Origin of the sequence: Xanthomonas albilineans (assembly GCF_002939705.1) — a bacterium.
GTDB lineage: Bacteria > Pseudomonadota > Gammaproteobacteria > Xanthomonadales > Xanthomonadaceae > Xanthomonas_A > Xanthomonas_A albilineans.
In genome coordinates this window covers 77,038-99,307 of sequence record NZ_MDCB01000009.1, presented here as the reverse complement: position 1 = coordinate 99,307, position 22,270 = coordinate 77,038, and the positions used below count along the sequence as shown (strand labels likewise).

Below are 22,270 nucleotides of genomic sequence, written 5' to 3'. Positions count from 1 at the left end.
GGTCGTCGCGCTATGTTCCGCGGGCAACATCATGCGCATGCGGCCCCGCCAGCCGCGTGATTGGAAGCCGCCGCCCGACGCAGCGACGCAAGGCACGATCATCGTATTCACTTCATTACTGTTGCACCCGAAATATTTGGTTTATTTTTAAATATTTCAGCTGCGCTGGATTTTCCGAGACAAAATCCATTTGCGTGCGAAAAATCACAAATTTTATTTTGGAAATTGCATCTCCACTGTGGACAGTTTCACGAACATTTAACGAAAATGAATCCCACCATCCCACCACTTCATCGCAGGAAAATCATCATGGCCATCACTGATCTGAAATTGTGTCGTTTCCGCAAAACCGCCCTATGTGCCATGTTCGCGCTGGCGATCGGTGCCACCACATCGGCGCACGCGGGATTCAACGATGTGGCCATCTTCGTAAAAAACTCTAACTACAGCGCCAAGGCCATCCTGCTAACAAACGGTACGGATGGGAGCACTGTGTGTTCGGGTATAGTAACCCCGACATATCAAGGTGGCTACGCAAACGGTCCGGACGTCAACAGCGACACTTGGTACAGCGTGGTCGCAATGTCAACGCCTAACTGCCTTAAAGGTACCGGGATGTCCGGGATGTTTAACCTATTCAAAATGGGCCATCCAAGTGACCCTCAAGATGTTAGAGAGTTAGAAATCGATGTCAACGCGGCCAACATTACCTTCAAAGTCCTTGAATAACGGTTGATCTCTACGCGGCGGACCATTTTCCATGGCCGCCGCGTTGTCGATGTTGCCGTCGCATGTACGATGCATGCGGCAACGATACCATCGCGGATGATCTCCCCGAGTCGATTAGAGCGTGTCATAAACTTTAAGCGGTTGCAGTGATCGTAACGAGATCAAGTTTCCTAACGTACCCTAAGGTGCCGGTCAACGCCCCGCCGCGTTTGGCGCGATTGCAGCCGGCATAAATAGGTTTTACGTAGACATCTTCAACGGCGGACCCGCATCGCCATATCGATCGTGCGGTTTTCGCGTTGCCATGCCCTCACGCTCTCTGGCCGCCATGGCGATTCCTCGGCATGCTTGGCATTCCCTCGACTGTTCAGGATCCGCCCGCCATGACCATTTCCCGTATCGTCTGCTTCGGCGAATTGTTGCTGCGCTTGGCCGCGCCTGGGCACGAACGCCTGCTGCAAACGCCGCGGCTGGAGGTAAAAGTGGGTGGAGCCGAGGCCAATGTCGGCGTGGCGCTGGCGCATTTCGGCCATGCGGTGACGATGGTGAGCGTGTTGCCGGACAATCCGCTCGGCGCCGCCGCCGCCGGGGAATTACGCCGCCACGGCGTGGACACCGGCCGCATCCGTTTCGCCCCCGGGCGCATGGGCCTGTATTTCCTCAGCACCGGTGCTGGACACCTACCCAGCGCGATCACCTACGACCGCGCCGGCTCGACCTTCGCCACAGTCGCGCCGGAGACCTACGACTGGCCGGCGTTGCTGCAGGGTGCGCAGTGGTTGCACCTGTCCGGGGTGACGCCGGCGCTTGGCGAACGCGGCGCCGCGGCGGCGTTGGCGGCAGCGCAGGCCGCACGTGCCGCTGGAATACGGGTGTCCTTCGACGGCAATTACCGGCCATCGTTGTGGGAGGCATGGGATGGCGACGCGCCAAGCATTCTGCGTCCGCTGATGGCGCAGGCCGATGTGCTCTTCGCCGACTACCGCGATCTGGAAGTGGTGCTCGGTCACCGCTATCCGCAGGACAGCGCCCAGGCACGCGTGGAAGCCGGTGCACGCGATGCGTTCGCCGCGTTCCCGCAGCTACAGCTCATGGCCTGTACGCAGCGCGTGGCGCACAGCGCGGAGTGGCACAGCCTGGGCGCGATGTTGCTGCGACGCGATGGCAGCGTGGCGCAGGCACCCGCCGAAGAGTTGACCGGTATCGTCGACCGCATCGGCGGCGGCGACGCGTTCGCCGCTGGCGTGCTGCACGGCCTGTGCCGCGGCTGGGACGATACCGCGACGGTCCGTTTCGGCCTGGCCGCCGGTTGCCTCAAGCATTCGGTGCCGGGCGATATGCTGACGCTGAGCGAGGCCGAGGTACAGGCCAGCGTGGGTGCGACGCGCTTCGATGTGAAGCGGTGAGGAGATGACCGTTGCGCCACCTGCACACGCTGGCGCAACGCTGGACATGCCGCGGGCACCATGTCGCTTGCGAGGCGGGCCGAGGCGGGCCCGCCATGGCTGCGATCGCGACGGATGCGCTACAGTTCGATGCAATCGAAGGTCACGTTCGGATCGACCTCGGCATCGTAATCGATGTCCTTGCGGTCGAAGCCGAACAGTTTGAGGAACTCGTGCTTGTAGCCGGCGTAGTCGGTGAGCTGGGACAGATTCTCGGTGGTGACCTGCGGCCACAGCGCCTTGCAGGCATTCTGCACGTCGTCGCGCAGTTCCCAATCGTCCAGACGCAGGCGATGCTCGGCGTCGGTCGCCGCCGGTTCGCCGTCCTGACGATACAGGCGCTCGCGGAACAGGCGGTCGGCCTGAGCGATGGTGCCTTCGTGCAGGCCTTTCTCCTTCATGATCTTGTAGACAATGGAGATGTACAGCGGCATCACCGGGATCGCCGCGCTGGCCTGGGTGACCACCGATTTGAGCACCGCCACGTTCGCCGCGCCGCCGTGACGCTGCAAGCGTGCATGCAAACGCTGCGCGGTCTGGTCCAAATCGACCTTGGCCTTGCCCAAGGTGCCATGCCAGTAGATCGGCCAGGTGATCTCGGTGCCGATGTAGCTGAACGCCACGGTGCGTGCGCCTGGGGCAAGCACGCCGGCGGCGTCCAGCGCCTGGATCCACAGTTCCCAATCCTGGCCGCCCATCACGGTGACGGTGTCTTCGATCTCCTGCTCGGTCGCCGGTTCGACCGACGCCTCGATGATGGCGTCCCTGTTGGTATCGATCGCGGTGGCGGTGTAGGTCTTGCCGATCGGCTTGAGCGCCGAACGCTTCACTTCGTCGGTGCCGGGCAGCTTGCGCGCCGGGGAGGCAAGCGAATAAACCACCAGATCGATCTGCCCGCCCATCTCGGTCTTGATCCGTTCGATGACCTGCGCGCGCGTTGCGTCGGAGAACGCATCGCCGTTGATCGACTTGCTGTACAAACCGGCGGCCTTGGCATGTTTATCGAATGCGGCGCTGTTGTACCAGCCGGCGCTGCCGAGCTTCTTGTCGCTGCTGGGCTTTTCGAAGAACACACCCAGCGTGGCCGCGCCGAAGCCGAACGCGGCGGTGATGCGCGAGGCCAGGCCATAGCCGGTGGAAGCACCGATCACCAGCACGTTCTTCGGGCCATCGTGACGCACGCCGCGCGCGCGCGTGGCTTCGATCTGTTCGAGCACATTGCGCTCGCAGCCGAGCGGATGCGCAGTGATACAGATGAAACCACGGACTTTCGGATGGATGATCACGGTGAATTCCTCGTCGGCAAAATGCGCGGAGCATCTTAATGTGTGTGGCTGGCGCGCAGAAGTCCCGGCGCCAGCACACGGCATCGTATGGTTTGCGATCGCGCGCCTAGCGCGGGTGCGGCGCCAGCATACTTGCGTCATGCTCACTGGATGGCAGACGATCCAGGCGCACCACGCCAGGTCGCAAGCGATTGGCCAACGGCGCGATCACCATGGCGTCATCTCCGCACTTTCCACCAGAACACGGTCATGCTCACAACGCTACAACCTCCCGATCTTTTGTTCCTGATACTGGGACTGTGCTGGTGCGGCTGCGAACTGCTGCTCGGCCATCGCCGCCGCGCCGCCGACGGCGGCACCCACGATCAGGGCACGCTACGGCTGCTGTGGCGCGTGCTGTACGCCGCAGTCACGGTGGCGGTCCTGTTGTCGATGTTGAATGTGTGGCGCGATGCACCGGCGCTCCGTGCGCCTGCACGCTGGCTGGGCTGCGCGCTGTTGATCGGCGGTCTGGCGCTGCGGCTGTGGGCGATCCGGGTGCTGGCGCGCTGGTTCACCGTGGATCTCACCATTCAGCACGGCCAACGCCTGGTCGGCCATGGGCCGTACCGTTATCTGCGCCATCCCTCGTATACCGGTGCCCTGTTGGCCTTCTACGGGTTGGCGGTCGGAATGGGCAATGTGCTGTCGCTGCTGGCCATCGTGCTGCCGGTGACTTGGGTGTTCGTGCACCGCATCCGTATCGAGGAAACCATGCTGACCGAGGCGTTTCCCCTGGACTATCCGGCGTATGCCGCGCATCGCTGGCGGCTGTTGCCGTGGGTCTGGTGAGGCAGCGGGACCACAGGGGAATACTCGTGGGGCAACCGAACGACATCGTGCTTTGGGTAGAACGAAATCAGCATCTGCCACCGCGCACAACGCCAGCGGTTTAATCGGCGACATTCGCTCGCACCGATGTGGTTCTGGTGCGACCATTGCGTGGTGACATGCGACGAAGACGACGCCCGATGCGCGCGCCTCACGCCTCCCTTCCGCCAGCCGACACACTGCCCATGATCATCTCCGCCGCCACCGATTACCGTGCTGCCGCGCAGCGCCGGCTGCCGCCGTTCCTGTTTCATTACATCGATGGTGGCGCCTATGCCGAGCACACGCTGCGGCGCAATGTCGCCGACCTGGCGGACATTGCGCTGCGTCAGCGGGTGCTGCGCGACATGTCTGCGCTGGACCTGCACACCGAACTGTTCGGCGAACGTCTGGCACTGCCGGTGGCATTGGCGCCGGTCGGCCTGACCGGGATGTACGCGCGCCGTGGCGAAGTCCAGGCGGCGCGCGCGGCGGCGGCCAAAGGCGTGCCGTTCACCTTGTCCACAGTGTCGGTCTGCCCGATCGAGGAAGTCGCACCGGCCATCGACCGGCCAATGTGGTTCCAGCTCTATGTGCTCAAGGACCGCGGCTTCATGCGCAACGCGCTGGAGCGGGCGAAGGCTGTCGGCGTCACCACCTTGGTGTTTACCGTGGACATGCCCACTCCCGGCGCGCGCTATCGCGACGCACATTCGGGCATGAGCGGTCCGAACGCCGCACTGCGGCGCATGCTGCAAGCGGTTGCGCATCCGCGTTGGGCGTGGGACGTGGGCGTGTGCGGGAAACCACACGATCTGGGCAATATCTCCGCCTATCGCGGTCACCCGACCGGATTGGCCGATTACATCGGCTGGCTGGGCGCTAATTTCGATCCGTCGATTTCGTGGAAGGACCTGGAATGGATCCGCGAATTCTGGACCGGGCCGATGGTCATCAAAGGCATCCTCGACCCGGACGATGCCCGCGACGCCGTGCGCTTCGGCGCCGACGGCATCGTCGTGTCCAACCATGGCGGGCGTCAGCTCGACGGCGTGCTGTCCAGCGCACGTGCATTGCCGGCCATTGCCGATGCCGTCAAAGGCAAGTTGAAGATCCTGGCCGATTCCGGCATCCGTAGCGGATTGGACGTCGTGCGCATGCTCGCGCTCGGCGCCGATGCGGTCCTGCTCGGTCGCGCCTTCGTGTATGCGCTAGCCGCCGGCGGCCAGGCAGGGGTGGAGAATCTGCTATCGCTGATCGAGAAAGAGATGCGGGTGGCGATGACCCTGACCGGCGCCAAATCCATCGACGCGATCAACCGCGATTCTCTCGCGCAGGTCGCCGATGCGACGACGGGCACGGGGTAACGCAGCAGCACGCTTCGCCTGAAAGCGCATGATCGGCAAACAAGGGCGACATGACGCCGACGCTCGCACTCCTGGCGAACACGGCGGCGCCGTGGAGCCGGATGCGCCATGATCGCGCGGCGTCCTGAGGCGTACGCCACCGCGTCAAGCCAAGCCATACCACGTCTGCGTTTGTTAGGATGGGGCGTTTGACCGCGCCGGCTCCGGTTTCTCCCGGCACCATCATCACTTCGCCACCGAACGAGTAACGCCGTGTCCTTCTTTGCAAACGTGGAACAGGTTCCAGGCGACCCGATCCTGGGCCTGACCGAGGCTTACAACGCCGACTCCCGCCCGACCAAGGTCAATCTGGGCGTGGGCATCTATTACGACGAAAGCGGTCGCATCCCGCTGCTGCGCGCCGTGCGCCAGATCGAACAGCAATTGGCGCAGGAGGCCAAGCCGCGCGGCTATCTGCCGATCGACGGATTGCCCGCCTACGACCTGGCGACGCAAAAACTTCTGTTCGGCGCCGAGTCGCCGCTGCTGGCCGCTGGCCGCGTCGCCACCTCGCAGACCGTCGGCGGCAGCGGCGCGCTGCGCGTGGGCGCGGACCTGCTGAAAAAACTGCTATCCACCTCGACCATCGCCATCAGTCACCCGAGTTGGGAGAACCACCGTGCGGTGTTCACCGCCGCTGGTTTCGACGTCGTCGATTACACCTATTTCGATCCGGCCACGCACGGCCTGGATTTCGATGGCATGCTCGCCGACCTGCAAAAACTCGCGCCCGGCAGCGTCGTGCTGTTGCACGCCTGCTGCCACAACCCGACCGGCGCCGACCTGAGCCATGCGCAGTGGCGCAGTGTGGCCGCGCTGTTGAAGGAGCGTGGCCTGTTCCCGTTTGTGGATATCGCCTATCAAGGCTTCGACAAGGGGATCGAGGAAGACGCCTATGCGGTGCGCCTGCTGGCCGAAGCCGGCATCGACACCTATGTGGTCGCCAGCTCGTACTCCAAATCGTTCTCGCTGTATGGCGAGCGCGTCGGCGCGCTGTCGGTGGTGTCGGCCACTGCCGCGCAAAGCAAGGCGGTGCAGTCGCAGGTCAAGCGCATCATCCGCACGATCTATTCCAGCCCGTCCACGCATGGCGCGGCCTTGGTCGCCGGGGTACTCAACAGCCCCGAATTGCGCGCGATGTGGGAGCAGGAACTGACCGAGATGCGCGAGCGCATTCACGCCCTGCGCGCCGGCATGGTGCAGAAACTGGCGGCTCTGGGTGCGCCGGAATTCGGTTTCATCCAACAACAGGCCGGCATGTTCTCCTACTCGGGGCTGAGCAAAACGCAAGTGGATCGGCTGCGCGAGGAGTTCGGCATCTACGCCGTCGGCACCGGCCGTATCTGCGTGGCTGCACTGAGCCAGAGCAACCTGGACTATGTGACGAACGCGGTTGCAACCGTCGCCAAGGGCTGAACCACCACGCGACGCGCAAGCATTGAATGCCCCCCCCCGGTATCGTGACGATGCCGGGGGTTTTTATTTCGCGTGCGGGCCGGAAGAGCAGCACACGCGCTGTGCGAATCGGCTTGGCTCTCGCTGCGGTTGTGCGGAATCGCTGCTAAGGTCGCGTCATGTCCGATCTGTCTGCCGATTTCATCGAAGTATTCGATGGCGCCATGTCCCGCGAGGACTGCGCCACGATCCTGCGCCGTCTGCGCGCCAGCACACCGTTGCGGCCCGGCGAGATCGACGGCAGCGTATTCCCGGAACTCAAACATAGCCAGGACCTACGCATCAGTGGCCTGGAACCGTGGCGCGAGGTGGAACAGCGGCTACAACAGGTCGTGTTGGCCGGGCTGCTCGGTTATTTGCGCAAGTATCCGCAGACACTGATCTCGCCGCTGATACTGCAGGTACCCGGTGCCGATGGCCAAGCGCACTGGCTCAAGGCCGAAGATTTCGCGCTGCTGGACGACACTGCTTTGTCCAATCTGGCACGCACCTGTCTACGCCCAGGGACGATCACCTTACAGTGGTACGCGGCAGGCGTGGGGGGATATCCGTACTGGCACTGCGAGCTATCACCGTGCGATCCCAATGCCGAAACGTTGCACCGGCATTTGTTGTGGACTCTGTATCTCAACGACGATTTCCAGGATGGGGAAACCGAGTTCCTGTTCCAGCGACGTAAGATCGCGCCGCGCGCTGGGAGTCTGCTGATCGCCCCGACCGCATTCACCCACACCCATCGCGGCAACCGTCCGCGCGGCGGCGATCAGTTCATCGCCACCAGCTGGATCCTGTTCCAATCGGCGCAGACGCTGTACCGTCAGGAATAAGCCTGGCAGGTTCATCAAGACGCGTGATGCCTTGTCTGGGAACCGGCATGTTCACCGTCATGCAAGCATCAGGCTCCGCGGTTTGCCGCCAGATCGACCGTATGAACACCATCTTCCCGGAGAACATCGCTTCAGAACAATTCGCCCTGCGGCGATGGCGCACACGGCAGGCTGGGCTTGACGAAACGGCTGCAATCCAGCTTTGGCCATGGCGCGACAGCGTAGCCCAGGCGTTTGTGCGCCAGCGCAAAGCGCCGCGCAAGTAACTCGGCGTAAATCCCTTCGCCACACATGCGCTTACCGAACACGCTGTCGTAATCCTTGCCGCCATGCAACTGCTGTACGCTGCTCATCACGTGCGCAGCGCGGTCTGGGTAGTGCATCTGCAGCCAGTCGCGGAACAATGGCGACACTTCATGGGGCAGACGCAGCAGCACATAACCAGCGGACTCGGCACCGGCATCGCGCGCCGCCTCCAGCACCGCTTCCAAGGCGTGGTCGTTGATCCACGGGATCACCGGCGCGACCATCACACCGACCAGCACACCGGCCTCATGCAAGATCCGCATCGCGCGCAATCTGGCGTGTGGCGCCGATGCCCGCGGCTCCAGCCGCGCCGACAGCCGCCGATCCAATGACGTCACCGAGAAGTACACGCTGACCAGATTCTCGCGCGCCAACGGCACCAACAAATCCAGATCGCGTTCGACCAACGCATTCTTGGTGATCAACGAAAACGGATGTCGGGCCTCCCACAGCACTTCGATCAGCCGCCGGGTGAGCCGCAACCTGCGCTCGATCGGCTGATAGGCGTCGGTGTTGATGCCCAAAGCGATCGGGCTGGGGACATAACCGGGCTTTCCCAGTTCGCGGCGTAGCAGTTCAGGCGCATTGGTCTTGGCGAACAGGCGAGTCTCGAAATCCAGCCCAGGGGACAAGTTCAGGTAGGCGTGACTGGGACGGGCGAAACAATAACTGCAACCGTGCTCGCAACCGCGATAGGGATTGACCGACTGCGCGAAGCCGACATCCGGCGATTGATTCCGGCTGATGATGCTGCGCGCGGTCTCTTCGCTCACCCGAGTGCGCAACCGTGGCGCGGCAAATTCCACGCTATCGTCGAGCGGCCAGCCGTCGTCCTCGGCTTGGCTGACGGTACGTTCGAAGCGGCCGGGCAGGTGGCTGCCTGCACCACGGCCCTTGATGGGAGTGTTCATCGACACAGCCTATGCGTTCGCCGTCTCGAGCATTGCGACAGTCTGCGCGCCGTGCCGGATCTTTCAGCCCTGTCACCGCATCACACGCCGGGCCGTAGAATCCCCCGATGCTCGTCACGACATTACACAACGCTTGGGGCCGCCTGACCGGCATCCCGCACATCGGCGCCTACAGCACGGCAGCCTATCTGCTTTACATCCTGTGGCTGAGCGGCTGGATCGTGCTGCAAAAACGCGAGCCTGCGGCGACGTTGAGCTGGGTGCTATCGCTGGCGGCGTTGCCCTATCTGGGCTTCGTCATCTATTACCTGCTCGGACCACAGAAAGTGAAGCGGCAGCGCCTGCGCCGCGGTCGCGCACGCTCGGGCATAGAGTACGAGCACCGCGTGTACCCGGCGGATATTCACTGCACCGAACTGGCCAAGATCGCCCAGGCCACGACCGGTCTGGCGCCGAGCTCGGCAACCGCGGTGCAGTGGCTGGTGGATGGCGCGGCAACCTATGACGCGATCGTGCGCGACATCGGCGCCGCGCAGCACCATGTGCATCTGGAGTACTTCATCTTCAACCCCGACCACACCGGTGCGCGCATCCGCGATGCACTGATTGAGCGCGCGCATGCTGGCGTGCGCGTGCGCCTGCTGTTGGATGCGGTCGGCTCATCGCAAGTGGGCAAGCGCTTTCTGCGGCCGCTCCTGGACGCTGGTGGCGAAGTGGCCTGGTTCCATCCCAACCGGTTGTTGGATCCGTTCAAGTTCAAGCGGCCCTGGGTCAACCTGCGCACTCACCGCAAGATCGTGGTGATCGATGGTCGCATCGCCTTCACTGGCGGCATCAACATCACCGACGAGGAGAACGAGGCGTTGCGTGCCGACGCCTACCGCGACTTGCACCTGCGCTGCGAAGGGCATGTCGTGCGCAGCCTGCAACTGGTGTTTATGGAAGACTGGCTGTACGCCACCGAGCAAAGCCGGGATGCTTTCAACATGGCGCGGATCTGGCCCAACGACATGCCCAGCCGCGACGCTGGCACGATCCAGGCCCAGTTGCTGGTCTCCGGGCCGGATTCATCGTGGGAAAGCATTCACCGCCTGCAAGTCGCGGCGATCCACGAGGCACAACGGCGGGTGTGGTTGGTGACGCCGTACTTCGTCCCTGGCGAGGCCGCACGCATGGCATTGACCTCGGCCGCACTGGGTGGATTGGACGTGCGCTTGCTGGTGCCCAAGCGCAGCGATTCGCGATTGGTCACGCTGGCGGCGCGCTCGTATTTCGACGAGTTGTTGCTGGCCGGGGTGAAAGTCTACGAGTACGGCCCGCGCATGCTGCACACCAAGGCACTGATTGCCGACGAGGATCTATGCCTTGTCGGCAGCGCCAATTTCGACAACCGCAGTTTCCGGCTCAATTTCGAGGTGGCCATGCTCTTGCGCGATCGTTCGCTCACCGAGCAGTTGGCCGAACTGATCGGCGGCGAGATCGCGGTGGCCGTACGCGTGCGCGAAGACCGCAAACGCTCGCTGTGGCGCCACCGGCTGCCCGAAGCCATCGCACGACTGACCTCCCCGCTGTTATAGAGCGAACCAGCAGGATACCGAGCAGGTGTCCACATCCTGCAACCGCGGCGCAACTCCCCGGCATGGGACGTGGAACCGAACCACCTTGCGGCGCTACACTGCCGCTATCCTTGGGGAGGTTGTCATGTATTGGCTCTTTCTGCCGCTTGCATTAGGTGCTTTCGTTTTGGCGTTTTCGACGCCGCACATCTGGTTGCTGGTCCTGAGCCTGCTCGCGGCGCTCGGCCTCATGCTCGCCTGGGCACGAGGCTGGTACGTGACCAAGATCGGGGATGCCAACCAGCGCGATGCGATACCCATGATCGATCCAGTCGAATTGCGCCGTCTACGCGAGCAAGCCGAAGCGCGCCGCGCGGCGGCGGCGGCCGCCAGCAACGATACCAGTACACCCTGATTCATCGATCGGGATGACCAAGCTCAGCGTCAACGTGAACAAAATCGCGGTGTTGCGTAATTCCCGCGGGGGCGAGCTGCCCAGCGTGTTGGACGCCGCCCGTGCCTGTTTGGATGCCGGCGCGCATGGCATTACCGTGCATCCGCGCCCAGATCGGCGCCACATCCATGCCGAGGATGCGCTGGCACTGGCGGAGTTGACCCAGGCACACGGCGTCGAATTCAACATCGAAGGCAATCCCTTCGCACCGCTGCGCCCCGGTTACCCGGGCCTGATCGCACTATGCACACAGGCGCGGCCAACGCAGGCAACCCTGGTACCGGATGGCGACAGCCAACTCACTTCGGACCACGGCTTCGATTTCAGCCGCGACAGTGACCGGCTACGGCCGCTGATCGCCGAACTGAAGGCACTGGGTTGCAGGGTCAGCTTGTTCGTGGATGCCGACAATCCCGATCTGGCCATCGCAGCCGAATTGGGAGCCGACCGGATCGAGCTGTACACGGGTCCTTATGCTGCCGCGTTCGAGCGGGGCGATGGAGCGGCGGCCACGGTGGCGGCTAGGTTCGCTGCCGCCGCACGTCGCGCGCAGACCTTGGGGCTTGGTGTCAACGCCGGCCACGATCTCAGCCAAGCCAATCTGGACATGTTCCTGGCGCAGGTGCCACAGGTGCTGGAGGTATCGATCGGCCACGCACTGATCGGCGAAGCGCTATACGCCGGGCTCGACGCGACGGTGAAAGCTTATTTGGCTGTTCTCGCCGGCCGTTCCCGGCGCTAGCTCAGGCTTCACGCTAGGCGCGCAGCCTACTCCAGAGCGCCGGGCAAGCTGCTGGTACTCGGGACCGTCATCCCTCTCTACACGCGGACTTCACCTCCGGATTGACGATACTTATGCGTTTTTTGCCGCCTGTTGTCCGGAGTCACCGCGTTATGCTGTTGTCCAAGCGCCATGTTGAACCGCGCGTCCTAATGATCGAGGATGCCGAAGACATCAAGGAACTCAGCCGCTTGACGCTGGAGAGTCAGGCGTGTGATGTCGTCGCCGTGGAGACTGCAGAAGCGGCGTTGGCGCTGCTCGATGCCGGCAGATGTTTCGACCTGTTATTCACCGACGTGCACCTAGAGGGCCTGGATGGCATCGCCGCGGCCAACCATGTACGTGACTGGCAGCCACAGCTGCCGATTCTGGTGACCTCCGGCATGGACGAGCACGCGGTGCTGTCGCGGCTGCGCGAGGGCATCCACTTCTTGCCCAAGCCATACGATATGAGCCAACTTTTGGATGCAATCCGGCTGTGCTTCCACCACGCTGACGACGCCTCCTTGGTCACGTCCCCCGCTATCTCTATGGCCTAACCTAGCTGCCGCTATCCAGCCATGTTCCCGGGAACATGTGCACTGGACCGCATCACTTTGGCTTGGCTGCGCGTTTTCTGCATTGAAGCGCGGCGAAAAGCATGTAGCGTCGCAACACTTAAGAAAAACGCCACCGTTGCCGGTGGCGTTTACAGTCGCGTCATGACTGAGGCGTTGCGATGAAACTTATTGCTGCACGAAGCCGATCTTTTTCATGCCCGAGTTTTTCGCGGCGGCCAGTACCTTGGCCATCACTTCGTATTCGGAATCCGGATTGGCATCGATACGCAGTTCCGGCTGATTCGTCGGATCGCGCTGTACTTCGTTTTCCATCATCTGCGGAAGCGCACTCACCGCCACTGGGCCGTCGTTCCAGAAGATCTGGTTCGACGCATCGATCCGCAAATCGATCGGCGGCGGTGGATCGCGCAACTGCGGGGGAGGGTTGATGACCTTCTGCGGCAGATCCACGTCGATCGGATAGGTCATGATCGGCGCGGTCACGATGAAGATGATCAACAGCACCAGCATCACGTCGACCAGCGGCGTGACGTTGATGTCGGCCATCGGGCCACGGCTATTTCCCGAGCTGAATGCCATGGCTCAGTTCCCCTTGTCTTTGGTCGCGATGAAACCGACATCCAGCATGCCCTGACCCTGCGCGATCTTGGTGATCTCGTTGATCGTGCGCATCTTGGTGGTGCGGTCGCCACGCAGGTTGAGCGGCGGCTGCGGGGTCTGCTGGGCTGCAGTGGAGAAGTGCGATTCCAAGGCTTCCTTGGTGATCGGTTCGTCGTTCCAATACAGCGAGCCGTCTTCCTTGACCGACACCGTGATCGGATTCGGACGTTTGTCGTCCTTGTCCGGATCCTGGTTCAAGTTGGCTTTGGGCAGTTCCACCTTGACCTTGTGGGACATCAGCGGTGCCGTGATGATGAAGATGATCAGCAGCACCAGCATCACGTCCACGAGGGGCGTGACGTTGATGTCGGCCATGGGGCCGCCGCTGTTACCACTACTGAAAGCCATAACGCGCTCCGTTAGTCATTGCGTGGACGACTTGACCAGGGATCAGCGAACGCGCGAACCGGTGGCGAAGAAGTCGTGCAGGTCGTGAGCGAAGGTGTCGAACTTGGCGATCACCGAGCTGTTGACCTTGCTGAAGAAGTTGAAGGCGAACACGGCCGGGATGGCGACGAACAGACCGATCGCGGTCATGATCAGCGCTTCACCCACCGGGCCAGCAACGGCGTCGATCGAGGCAGAGCCGGTGGCACCAATCTTGATCAACGCGCCGTAAATACCCCACACCGTGCCCAACAGACCGACGAACGGCGCGCACGCACTGGCCGTGGCCAACAGGGCCATGCCCGACTGCAGCTTGGTGCTTTCGCGGGTCACCGCCTGACGCAGGGCGCGGTCGACGAATTCTGAACGGCTCAGGGTCTCACCCAAACCGGCACCGGTGCCTTCCGAACGCTGGTGGTGCGCAGCGGCCTGGGCGGCATCCAGTGCGATCTTCGAGAACGGCTCGCTGGCCGGTTGCTCTTCCATCGCACGGATGGCGTCCTGCGCATTCGGGGTGTCCCAAAACAGGCTGATGACGCGGTCGGCCTGACTCTTCAGGCGGGTGGCACGGAAGATGTTGATGACCGTCCAGTACCAAGACGAGGCGGACATGGTGATCAGGGTGACAAGCACCACCCAGGAGACGGCGAAGTCGCCCGGCTTGGAAGTCATTTCGGTGATCAGGTGCTCGAAGCCCATCTGCGACAAGGCGTTCGATGCATTGTTGCCCCCCGCAGCAGCGGCGATGAAAATTTCCTGCAGCATGACGCTTACCTTTGTTGTGTGTGGTGGTGGTGGTGAGGATGGTGCAAAGAGTAGACAGAGTTTGCGAACCGACACAGCGCCAGTTCTTAGACCGTTGTATCAGTTGTTCAGGGCGAAGTTGACCGGGACACGGACGCGACCGGCGCTCTTCTGTCCATTGACGACAGCGGCATTGAACCGCCACTTACGCGCCGCGTCCATTGCAGCACGGTCCAAGTCACGATTGCGGCTGGATTTTTCGACAGAAACGTTCGTGACATTACCGCTTGCATCGACATCGATGATTAGGATCACCTCGCCTTGGGCACCTGCGCGGAATGCGGCCGGCGGGTACTTGGGCGGGTTCATGTTCTTCGACGAGATGTCGACGCTGGCGCTGATTTCGGACGGCGGAGCCGGTGGCGCTGGCGGCGACGGCGGCGTGGCGATGTCGTCCGGGCGCGGCTCAGGTACGTCCACCACCGGGGCTTGCGGCGGCGGCGGCACCGGAGTCGGCTTCGGCGGTGCCAGGTTCTTGACCGGCGGTGGCGGCTTCTCCTGCTTAGGCGGCGGCGGCGGCGGCGGGGGAGGCGGCGGGGGAACATCCACCATGGTGACAACGATGTTGCGCTCCTTTTCCGCAGGGGCCTTGGGCGCCACGGCGGGGATGAGCAGCAACATCAACGCTGCAAGATGCAGGGCGATTACGAAGGCAATACCAATGATGCGCGGCCAGCTGAGGCCGGAGGCGTCATCTTTGTCGTAATGCCGATGAATGACCAGTTGTTCCGTCATGCGCCAATGACTCAATTAGGGGGGCGGATTTCGCAATGATGCGTCATCTTTGTTCATGCGGCACTCAGACCGCACGAACCTCCAAGCTTATACCAATCCCTGTTACCTGCACTATCTTTCAGCACTGGTCTTCGGGGGCTTTTGTTTGTGTTACTTCAGGTTGATGATTTTCTTCGCTTCTTCGGGCTTCTTGACGCCCTTGGCCAACGCCTGCTGCGCTGCCTGTTTGGCTTCGGCGATACGGCCTTCCGAATGCAGCACCTTGGCCAGGTTGAGATAGGTCTCGCCATCCTTGGACAGTGGCGCGGCCTTCTGCCAGTTCTCGATCGCCTTCGGCACCTGATCGGTGTAGTAGTAGGACTGCGCCAGCGCGAGATAGGTCTGATAGTCGGGCTTGAGGATGCCCTTCTGTACACCCTCGTTGATGACCGCGATGACGTCCTTTTCCTTGTGCTCGGTGTTGGCGTAGATCGAGTACAGCTGTTTGTATTCCTTCTCGTCGGTCAGCTGTCCGGCCGCACGCAGCTTGTCCATGACCGCAGCGGCTTTGTCCATCTGATCGGCCTGCATGTACATGCTGGCCAGGTTGAGCTGGGCCTTCTTGTCGTTGGGTGATTTTGCCGCCAACGCTTCGGCGGCCTTGATCGCTTCGCCGGTCTGACCCGCTTCGGCGTAGCAGGCCATCAGTAACTGGTTCCAGCTGTCCTTGGGTTCGGGCGAAGCGGCGATGGCCTGCTTCAATACCGGGATCGCTTCCTGATAATGCTGCGTCTGGTACAGCGCCTGGCCTTTGAGAATCAGGTCTTCCGGACGGTTCGACTTGGACTCGGCAAAATATTTGTCCAGTGTGGCCAGGCCTTCGGCTGTCTGTTCGTCCTGCAGTTGCAACTGGGCCAGCATCAGCATCGACTGAAAATGACCGTTGTTGTCCAGGCCATTGAATTGGATCGCCTGCTGCAGGTATTGCTTGGCAGCCTTGGTGTCGTTGAGGTTATAGGCCGCTTGTGCGGCAAGCTGTGCGGCAAGCGACTTGTCGTAGTCATTGGCAGCGCTGTTGGCCAGGATCTCGTCGGCCTGTGTGCGCACCGCGGCGTAGTCTTCGCCCTTGTTGTAGATGTCGATCAGCTTCTGCAACTTGCTGCCGAGCTTGGAAGAAGGCTTGCCAGCCGGCTCCTTGCGCTCGGCGTTGGGGAACATCACCGTCGCCTTGTCGTTTTTGGATTTGTGTGAAGAGCGCTGTTCGGAATGATCGCTCTGCGCGACGGCGTCGTTCACCATCACACCACCAAGGGCAGCAGCGATCAGCAGGGACAACAGCGCTTGCTTGCGATTACGGGATTTCATGAGTCACCTCGGTGGAAACCGCCCTGAGCGGCACGGAAGACGAAGCGGCCAGTCACGGCCGGGCCGGCAAACCTATCAGAAAGCTGTACGTCGTGAAAACGTTTTTAGATGCGTTTTTGTGCCGATGCGGATGTCAAGCACAGCGACTACAACAGACCTCAACCGCATTGGGGGGTCCGCCCACTACTGCGCGCTTGCGCATACACCGGCTCGAGCCCGGGGACATCGCGCTGTAATTCGCTGATACGAGCGCTTGGGTCGGGGTGAGTGGATAGCCATTGTGGTGGATGCTGGCTGCCAGCGGCCATCATGTTTTTCCACAAATCCACCGCCTGCGCCGGATCGAAACCAGCCTGCGCCATCAGCCGTTGGCCGACCACGTCCGCCTCGGTTTCCTGTTCGCGCGAACCAGGGAGCAGGAACAAGGTCTGAGCGGTCATGCCACCGAACTGATTGACCGTGTCAGCAGCACCTTGGCCATAACGCGCGCCAGCCAGCGCACCGATCACGCTCACGCCTGCCTGAGCGCCGAGTTGGCGGGTAATGCGTTCCTCATGATGGCGCGAAATCACATGGCCGATCTCATGGCCAAGCACAGCCGCCAACTGATCCTGATTTTTTGCGACGGCGAAAATGCCGTTGTTCACCCCAACCTTGCCTCCTGGCAAGGCGAACGCGTTCGCCTCCTTGTCATTGAACAGCGCGGTCTCCCACGGTGTGTTGCGCCAATGGTCGGGCAACTGCGCAACCAGCGTATTGACCACACAACGCACGTAAGCGTTGTGTTTGGGATCGGCATCGAGGGTCTCTTTGGCCTTGGCCTGAGCGAAAGCCTGCACACCCATCTGATCGAGTTGTTGCTGCGAGATACCGCCCACCACTTGGGTGCGCCCGGTTGGCGACGTGGTGGTCGCGCATGCAGCGAGGAGCATCGCGATCGACGCGCCGAGTACAACTTGTTTCATACAGGTCCCCTCTTGACACGCTCCACAGTTTCGTCGGAAGCGTCTTAACTTTTCGTCAAACTAACCTTCAAGTTATGCCAAACCAGTACAGGCTGGCGACAGCGATTGCGTTGTTGAGACCATGCGCGGCGATCGACGCCCACAGGGTGCCGGTGCGCTTGTACAACCAAGCGAACGCAATGCCCATGCCCGCGTATACCAGCCATAACTGCGTAGTCGCGGCCAATCCATTGCCGCTGGTACCCGGCACTTCATGCGACAACGCAAAGGCAGCGCCGCTGAGCAGCATCCCCAATCGCGGCTTGCCCGCATCCCATAGACGCCCGAACAGCACGCGACGGAACAACAGTTCCTCGTAGGCCGGCGCGATCAGCACCGCAAACACGCACAGGAAAACCGGCGCATGCGCCATTGCCCCCTGCATCAGCGATAGGTTGCTCGGCACAGCATTGATGGCGGTCTGGGTGGCCAGCGCGGAGATCGCGCTGGTACCCAAGAACACTCCGACAACCACCAGTACCACCCAAACCCAGGTCGAAGATGTGCGTGCCGCCTGCCAGGAGGCGCGACGTTCGGCGACGCTGGCCGGACGCCGCAGGAAGTAAAGCAACAGCGCGGCGGACAATGTACTGACCAAGGCGATCAACATTTGCGCCAGTGCGCCTGGCTGGCCGATCCGGTGCGTGACCAACGCACCCAGTCGGTCACTGGCGACGCCTTGGGCTCTGAGGTCCATGGCAAGCTGAAAACCACGCCATACGCCCCAAACCAAGCCGGACAACACGCTCACCGTCACCAGCACGACCGCTCCCAGCATGACATCCAGGAAAAAACCCAGAACCGGCCAACGTTGGCGAGGTCTGACAGGCAGAGGCAGAGGCAGCGGCGGCACGGCGGGGGATGGCAACGCAGTCATCGCAATCCTGGACAAAAGCGGGCGAAAGACATGGCAAGACCTCCGTCCCGGCATAGGCCAGGAGCGGGGGACAGCCGCGGTCAAATGTCGAGGTTGGCGACCTTTAGCGCGTTTTCCTCGATGAAATCACGACGCGGCTCGACCACATCGCCCATCAAGGTGCTGAAAATCTGATCGGCTGCCACGGCGTCCTCGATGCGCACCTGCAACAAGCGGCGGGTGTCGGGGTTGACCGTGGTTTCCCACAGCTGTTCGGCATTCATTTCGCCCAGACCCTTGAAGCGCTGGATCTGACGGCCCTTTTTGGCTTCTTCGAACAGCCAGGCATGCGCCTGGGCAAAGCTGGAGATGGCTTGGGTCTTGTTGCCGCGCACGATCTGCGCGCCCTCGCGGACCAGACCGTGCAGCGCCAGCGCGACCTCGCGCAACGCCCGCAGTTCGCCGCTTTCGAACACCGCCATCGGCACCACCTGGGTCATTTCCTCGCCCATGTGGCGACGCACCAACAGCAAGGTGGCCGAACGCTGCTCGTTGGCGGGCTGAAAGCGCAAGGTGTAGCGGGCCGAACCGAGGTTACCGCGATTGAGAACCATTTGCAGCGCATCCAGGCTTGGATGCCGTTCGCCCTCCGCTTCGAGCTGGGCCACGTCCAGTGGCGGCAAGTCGATCAATGCGGTCAGCAGTGCAGGATCGTAGCGATGGGCGTTGCGTACCACGGTTTCATTGGCGCTGGCGAACAGCAGCAACAACTTCTCCAGTGCCGCGCCGGTGATCGGCGGCTCGCCGCTCGCCGGGATCAACGCCGCACCCTCGACCGCGCTGCTGGCCAGATAGACGTTGAGCGCGTTGTCGTCCTTCAGGTAAAGCTCCTGCTTACCTTGCTTGAGCCGGTAGAGCGGGGGCAAGCCGATGTAGACGTAGCCGCGTTCGATCAGCTCAGGCATCTGCCGGTAGAAGAAGGTCAGCAGCAAGGTGCGGATGTGGGCGCCGTCGACGTCGGCGTCGGTCATGATGATGATGCGGTGGTAACGCAGTTTGTCCGGGTTGTACTCGTCGCGACCGATGCCGGTACCCAATGCGGTGATCAGCGTCCCGACCTGGTCGGAGGCCAGCATGCGATCGAAACGGGCACGCTCGACGTTGAGGATCTTGCCGCGCAAGGGCAGTACCGCCTGATTCCTGCGATTCCGGCCCTGCTTGGCCGAGCCGCCCGCTGAATCACCCTCAACAATGAACAATTCAGATAGTGCTGGATCTTTTTCCTGGCAGTCGGCGAGCTTGCCCGGCAGGCCCGCGATATCCAAGGCGCCCTTGCGGCGGGTCAGGTCGCGCGCCTTGCGCGCGGCCTCGCGTGCGCGCGCGGCATCGACGATCTTGCCGGCGATGGCCTTGGCCTCATTGGGGTTCTCCTGCAGGAACTCTTCCAGACGGGCACCGAACGCATTTTCCACCGCCGGGCGCACGTCGGAACTGACCAGCTTTTCCTTGGTCTGGCTGGAAAAACTCGGGTCAGGCACCTTCACCGAGAGCACCGCAATCATGCCTTCGCGCATGTCATCGCCGGTCAGGTTGATCTTGGCCTGCTTGGCAATGCCATTCTGCTCGATGTAGTTGTTGAGCACGCGGGTCAGGGCACCGCGGAAACCTGCCAGGTGGGTACCACCGTCTTTTTGCGGGATATTGTTGGTGAAACAGTACATCGTCTCCTGATAGGAGTCGGTCCACTGCAGCGCCACTTCCACGGTGATGCCGTTATGTTCGCCGCTCACCGAAATCACGTTCGGATGCAGTGGGGTTTTCAGGTGCGCCAAGTGCTCGACGAAGCTGCGGATGCCGCCTTCGTAGTGGAAATCGTCGCGACGGCCTTCCCCACGTTCGTCGGCTAGGACGATCTTGACCCCGGAGTTGAGGAAGGACAGCTCACGCAGGCGGCGGGCCAGGATGTCGTAGTGGAACTCGACGTTGTTATTGAACGCCTTCACCGACGGCCAGAAGCGTAACGTGGTACCACGCTTGGCGCTGGTTTCCAGCTGCTTCAGCGGCGCCAAGGCGGCGCCGTGGCTATATTCCTGCTGGTAATGGAAGCCGCCCTGGAAAATATCCAGCAGCAGCTTTTCCGACAGCGCGTTGACCACACTGACACCAACGCCATGCAGGCCACCAGAGACCTTGTAGCTGTTGTCGTCGAACTTACCGCCTGCATGCAGGACGGTCATCACGACTTCGGCCGCCGAGACCTCGCGATCGAGCTTCTTGCTCATCTGCGCATGCTTGCCGACCGGAATGCCACGTCCGTTATCCGATACCGACACCGAACCATCAGCATGGATCGTAACCGCGACATGGTCCGCATGACCGGCCAGCGCCTCGTCGATGGAGTTATCGACAACCTCGAACACCATGTGATGCAGGCCAGTGCCGTCATGGACGTCACCGATGTACATCCCTGGACGCTTGCGGACCGCTTCCAGCCCTTCCAGGGCGGTGATGCTATTCGCGTCGTAATTGCCGTTGTTTGCGTGGGTGTTCTGTTCGTCGGTCATTGCGCGCGCCGTAGGCTCCACGAGGCGGCGAGGACAGGCGGGAGCCTGCTCGCACCGCTGGATAGGGGATTAGGCGGAATTATAGCAGTCCTAGACGGTCGACCCGATGCGCGCTAGGAAGATGACAGAATTTGTCCATGTTCCACGTGGAACCGCGCGATTGGCAGACCTGCATCGCTCAGTGCCTGCGGCGTCTCGGTCGCGGTCAGGAAGACCTGTGCCGGCCCGGCGCGCAGACATTGCAACACCCGAACTTGATGATGCTGATCGAGTTCCGAGGCCAGATCATCCAGCGCGATCACCGGCCATTCGCCGCGCTGCTCGGCATAGTCTTCGGCCTGGGCTAATAGACAGGCGAGCGCGGTGAGCTTGGCCTGTCCTCGCGACAAGGCGTCGCGGCCTGGGATCGCGGCAAAACTCAGGCTCCAGTCCGCACGATGCGGGCCAACGGTGGTGTAACCAAGTTGACGGTCGCGGTCGCGATTGAGCAACAACGCGTCGGCCAGCGAAATCTCATGGCGCCGCCACCCTGGTGAAAATTGCAACTGTTCGATCCCCAGCGCTGGCGCCAACTCCGGGGCGAGGATCAGCAGTCGTCGCAAGAGTCGGTCCAAATAATGCTGACGACGCGATGTCAACGGCTCGCCAGCCTCGGCCAGTTCGTGGTCCCAGGCATCCAACGCCGCACCGGCACCTCCACTCTTCAACAGTGCATTGCGCTGTTTGAGTGCCCTGGCATAGCGCCGCCAGAGCGACAGGAAATCTGGTTCCACGTGGAACAAACCCCAGTCGACGAAACGCCGACGCGCTTCGCCACCACCGCTGACCAGGACATGGCTCCCTGGTTCGAAGGTGACCACCGCCAGAGCCGCGCACAAGGTACCCAGATAAGGAACGTCCTGACCATCCAGACGACCGCGCCAATCCTGCCCGCTGTGCTGGAGTCCAGCCCGCCGACGGCGGGTCTGCCCCGTATCCGCGGCCTGTTCATGCCATTCCACGAATACATCCAGCCCAGCCTGACCCTGACGGATCAAGCCATCGCGAACGCGGCAACGAAAGCTGCGGCCATACGCCATCAGGTGCATGGCTTCTAGAATCGTGGTCTTACCGGCGCCGTTGTCGCCGGTGATGAGATTCATGCCTGGCGCCGGTGTCAATTCAATCGATGGGAAACGACGCAGATGATGGAAATCGAGACGGAAAAGGTGCATGCGGAATCAGGGGCAAGCGCTTGCGCCAGGCGCACTCGGATCGTCGAAGGGCAGATTGCCAGCATACCCAAACATGCAGCAAACGTTTGATCGAGCCGGTTTCCCTACGCGTGGATACGGTGTGGTCACAACAGGAC

21 protein-coding genes are annotated in these 22,270 nt (G+C 62.0%); 10 read left to right on the top strand and 11 right to left on the bottom strand.

Translation table 11 applies throughout. The features are described from left to right. Positions 1–60: 60 nt before the first annotated feature. Positions 61–729 (top strand): hypothetical protein, encoded by a 669-nt coding sequence (locus XalbCFBP2523_RS16360; RefSeq protein ID WP_146084068.1) that lies wholly within the window; start codon positions 61–63, stop codon positions 727–729. A 383-nt stretch (positions 730–1,112) separates the two neighbouring features. Next, complete coding sequence (locus XalbCFBP2523_RS09795; protein ID WP_045765018.1) at positions 1,113–2,135, top strand: sugar kinase; 1,023 nt, start codon at positions 1,113–1,115, stop codon at positions 2,133–2,135. Positions 2,136–2,254: 119 nt separating this feature from the next. Here the strand turns inward: XalbCFBP2523_RS09795 and fabV are convergent, their stop codons facing one another. After that, a complete protein-coding gene (fabV, locus tag XalbCFBP2523_RS09790; RefSeq protein ID WP_045765017.1) occupies positions 2,255–3,460 on the bottom strand; it encodes an enoyl-ACP reductase FabV in 1,206 nt (401 codons plus the stop codon). A 249-nt stretch (positions 3,461–3,709) separates the two neighbouring features. Here fabV and XalbCFBP2523_RS09785 point away from each other — a divergent pair, with 249 nt between their 5' ends. The 4 genes from XalbCFBP2523_RS09785 to XalbCFBP2523_RS09770 all read left to right on the top strand — a co-directional run bounded on the left by XalbCFBP2523_RS09785 (position 3,710) and on the right by XalbCFBP2523_RS09770 (position 7,997). After that, entirely contained in the window at positions 3,710–4,291 is a 582-nt protein-coding gene (locus XalbCFBP2523_RS09785; RefSeq protein ID WP_012914585.1) for a methyltransferase family protein, read from the top strand. 224 nt (positions 4,292–4,515) lie between these two features. Beyond that, positions 4,516–5,676 (top strand): FMN-dependent L-lactate dehydrogenase LldD, encoded by a 1,161-nt coding sequence (gene lldD / locus XalbCFBP2523_RS09780; RefSeq protein ID WP_045766574.1) that lies wholly within the window; start codon positions 4,516–4,518, stop codon positions 5,674–5,676. Positions 5,677–5,928: 252 nt separating this feature from the next. Next, entirely contained in the window at positions 5,929–7,131 is a 1,203-nt protein-coding gene (locus XalbCFBP2523_RS09775; RefSeq protein WP_045760287.1) for an amino acid aminotransferase, read from the top strand. A gap of 158 nt (positions 7,132–7,289) precedes the next feature. After that, entirely contained in the window at positions 7,290–7,997 is a 708-nt protein-coding gene (locus XalbCFBP2523_RS09770; RefSeq protein WP_045765016.1) for a 2OG-Fe(II) oxygenase, read from the top strand. A gap of 131 nt (positions 7,998–8,128) precedes the next feature. On the opposite strand, the gene XalbCFBP2523_RS09765 is transcribed toward XalbCFBP2523_RS09770, so the two are convergent. After that, positions 8,129–9,214: a PA0069 family radical SAM protein gene (locus tag XalbCFBP2523_RS09765; RefSeq protein WP_045765015.1), complete on the bottom strand. Its 1,086-nt coding sequence runs from the start codon at positions 9,212–9,214 to the stop codon at positions 8,129–8,131. A gap of 107 nt (positions 9,215–9,321) precedes the next feature. On the opposite strand from XalbCFBP2523_RS09765, the gene cls reads away from it, so the two are divergent. The 4 genes from cls (at position 9,322) to XalbCFBP2523_RS09745 (ending at position 12,544) form a co-directional block, all read left to right on the top strand. Further along, positions 9,322–10,791: a cardiolipin synthase gene (gene cls / locus XalbCFBP2523_RS09760; protein WP_045771336.1), complete on the top strand. Its 1,470-nt coding sequence runs from the start codon at positions 9,322–9,324 to the stop codon at positions 10,789–10,791. Between the two features lie 124 nt (positions 10,792–10,915). Beyond that, positions 10,916–11,185, top strand: a complete 270-nt coding sequence (locus XalbCFBP2523_RS09755) for a hypothetical protein (RefSeq protein WP_045756635.1) — start codon at positions 10,916–10,918, stop codon at positions 11,183–11,185. Positions 11,186–11,198: 13 nt separating this feature from the next. Further along, positions 11,199–11,966 (top strand): pyridoxine 5'-phosphate synthase, encoded by a 768-nt coding sequence (locus tag XalbCFBP2523_RS09750; RefSeq protein WP_045765014.1) that lies wholly within the window; start codon positions 11,199–11,201, stop codon positions 11,964–11,966. Between the two features lie 152 nt (positions 11,967–12,118). Continuing rightward, entirely contained in the window at positions 12,119–12,544 is a 426-nt protein-coding gene (locus XalbCFBP2523_RS09745; protein WP_012914577.1) for a response regulator, read from the top strand. 186 nt (positions 12,545–12,730) lie between these two features. Here XalbCFBP2523_RS09745 and XalbCFBP2523_RS09740 read toward each other — a convergent pair whose 3' ends face one another. From XalbCFBP2523_RS09740 to recF, 9 genes are all read right to left on the bottom strand, one after another. Then, positions 12,731–13,144 carry an ExbD/TolR family protein gene (locus tag XalbCFBP2523_RS09740; protein WP_012914576.1) on the bottom strand — a complete coding sequence of 138 codons (414 nt, stop codon included), beginning with the start codon at positions 13,142–13,144 and terminating at the stop codon, positions 12,731–12,733. A gap of 3 nt (positions 13,145–13,147) precedes the next feature. Beyond that, entirely contained in the window at positions 13,148–13,573 is a 426-nt protein-coding gene (locus tag XalbCFBP2523_RS09735) for an ExbD/TolR family protein (protein ID WP_012914575.1), read from the bottom strand. A 42-nt stretch (positions 13,574–13,615) separates the two neighbouring features. Continuing rightward, positions 13,616–14,377 (bottom strand): TonB-system energizer ExbB, encoded by a 762-nt coding sequence (gene exbB, locus XalbCFBP2523_RS09730; RefSeq protein ID WP_045765013.1) that lies wholly within the window; start codon positions 14,375–14,377, stop codon positions 13,616–13,618. A 99-nt stretch (positions 14,378–14,476) separates the two neighbouring features. Continuing rightward, entirely contained in the window at positions 14,477–15,151 is a 675-nt protein-coding gene (locus tag XalbCFBP2523_RS09725) for an energy transducer TonB (RefSeq protein ID WP_012914573.1), read from the bottom strand. Positions 15,152–15,301: 150 nt separating this feature from the next. After that, positions 15,302–16,495: a heme biosynthesis protein HemY gene (locus tag XalbCFBP2523_RS09720; RefSeq protein ID WP_045765012.1), complete on the bottom strand. Its 1,194-nt coding sequence runs from the start codon at positions 16,493–16,495 to the stop codon at positions 15,302–15,304. Positions 16,496–16,653: 158 nt separating this feature from the next. Then, positions 16,654–17,460, bottom strand: a complete 807-nt coding sequence (locus XalbCFBP2523_RS09715) for a M48 family metallopeptidase (protein ID WP_012914571.1) — start codon at positions 17,458–17,460, stop codon at positions 16,654–16,656. Positions 17,461–17,527: 67 nt separating this feature from the next. Beyond that, positions 17,528–18,376: a CPBP family intramembrane glutamic endopeptidase gene (locus tag XalbCFBP2523_RS09710; protein WP_045765011.1), complete on the bottom strand. Its 849-nt coding sequence runs from the start codon at positions 18,374–18,376 to the stop codon at positions 17,528–17,530. A gap of 80 nt (positions 18,377–18,456) precedes the next feature. Continuing rightward, positions 18,457–20,919: a DNA topoisomerase (ATP-hydrolyzing) subunit B gene (gene gyrB / locus XalbCFBP2523_RS09705; protein WP_012914569.1), complete on the bottom strand. Its 2,463-nt coding sequence runs from the start codon at positions 20,917–20,919 to the stop codon at positions 18,457–18,459. A 113-nt stretch (positions 20,920–21,032) separates the two neighbouring features. Continuing rightward, complete coding sequence (gene recF / locus XalbCFBP2523_RS09700) at positions 21,033–22,133, bottom strand: DNA replication/repair protein RecF (RefSeq protein WP_045765010.1); 1,101 nt, start codon at positions 22,131–22,133, stop codon at positions 21,033–21,035. Positions 22,134–22,270 lie beyond the last annotated feature (137 nt).

What these genes read in the sequence shown, in the direction of transcription:
- XalbCFBP2523_RS09795 (WP_045765018.1), top strand. Translation starts at nt 1,113, where the DNA reads ATGACCATTTCCCGTATCGTCTGCTTCGGCGAATTGTTGCTGCGCTTG.
- XalbCFBP2523_RS09785 (WP_012914585.1), top strand. Translation starts at nt 3,710, where the DNA reads ATGCTCACAACGCTACAACCTCCCGATCTTTTGTTCCTGATACTGGGA.
- lldD (WP_045766574.1), top strand. Translation starts at nt 4,516, where the DNA reads ATGATCATCTCCGCCGCCACCGATTACCGTGCTGCCGCGCAGCGCCGG.
- XalbCFBP2523_RS09770 (WP_045765016.1), top strand. Translation starts at nt 7,290, where the DNA reads ATGTCCGATCTGTCTGCCGATTTCATCGAAGTATTCGATGGCGCCATG.
- XalbCFBP2523_RS09765 (WP_045765015.1), bottom strand. Translation starts at nt 9,214, where the DNA reads ATGAACACTCCCATCAAGGGCCGTGGTGCAGGCAGCCACCTGCCCGGC.
- cls (WP_045771336.1), top strand. Translation starts at nt 9,322, where the DNA reads ATGCTCGTCACGACATTACACAACGCTTGGGGCCGCCTGACCGGCATC.
- XalbCFBP2523_RS09755 (WP_045756635.1), top strand. Translation starts at nt 10,916, where the DNA reads ATGTATTGGCTCTTTCTGCCGCTTGCATTAGGTGCTTTCGTTTTGGCG.
- XalbCFBP2523_RS09750 (WP_045765014.1), top strand. Translation starts at nt 11,199, where the DNA reads ATGACCAAGCTCAGCGTCAACGTGAACAAAATCGCGGTGTTGCGTAAT.
- XalbCFBP2523_RS09745 (WP_012914577.1), top strand. Translation starts at nt 12,119, where the DNA reads ATGCTGTTGTCCAAGCGCCATGTTGAACCGCGCGTCCTAATGATCGAG.
- XalbCFBP2523_RS09740 (WP_012914576.1), bottom strand. Translation starts at nt 13,144, where the DNA reads ATGGCATTCAGCTCGGGAAATAGCCGTGGCCCGATGGCCGACATCAAC.
- XalbCFBP2523_RS09735 (WP_012914575.1), bottom strand. Translation starts at nt 13,573, where the DNA reads ATGGCTTTCAGTAGTGGTAACAGCGGCGGCCCCATGGCCGACATCAAC.
- exbB (WP_045765013.1), bottom strand. Translation starts at nt 14,377, where the DNA reads ATGCTGCAGGAAATTTTCATCGCCGCTGCTGCGGGGGGCAACAATGCA.
- XalbCFBP2523_RS09725 (WP_012914573.1), bottom strand. Translation starts at nt 15,151, where the DNA reads ATGACGGAACAACTGGTCATTCATCGGCATTACGACAAAGATGACGCC.
- XalbCFBP2523_RS09720 (WP_045765012.1), bottom strand. Translation starts at nt 16,495, where the DNA reads ATGAAATCCCGTAATCGCAAGCAAGCGCTGTTGTCCCTGCTGATCGCT.
- XalbCFBP2523_RS09715 (WP_012914571.1), bottom strand. Translation starts at nt 17,460, where the DNA reads ATGAAACAAGTTGTACTCGGCGCGTCGATCGCGATGCTCCTCGCTGCA.
- XalbCFBP2523_RS09710 (WP_045765011.1), bottom strand. Translation starts at nt 18,376, where the DNA reads ATGACTGCGTTGCCATCCCCCGCCGTGCCGCCGCTGCCTCTGCCTCTG.
- gyrB (WP_012914569.1), bottom strand. Translation starts at nt 20,919, where the DNA reads ATGACCGACGAACAGAACACCCACGCAAACAACGGCAATTACGACGCG.
- recF (WP_045765010.1), bottom strand. Translation starts at nt 22,133, where the DNA reads ATGCACCTTTTCCGTCTCGATTTCCATCATCTGCGTCGTTTCCCATCG.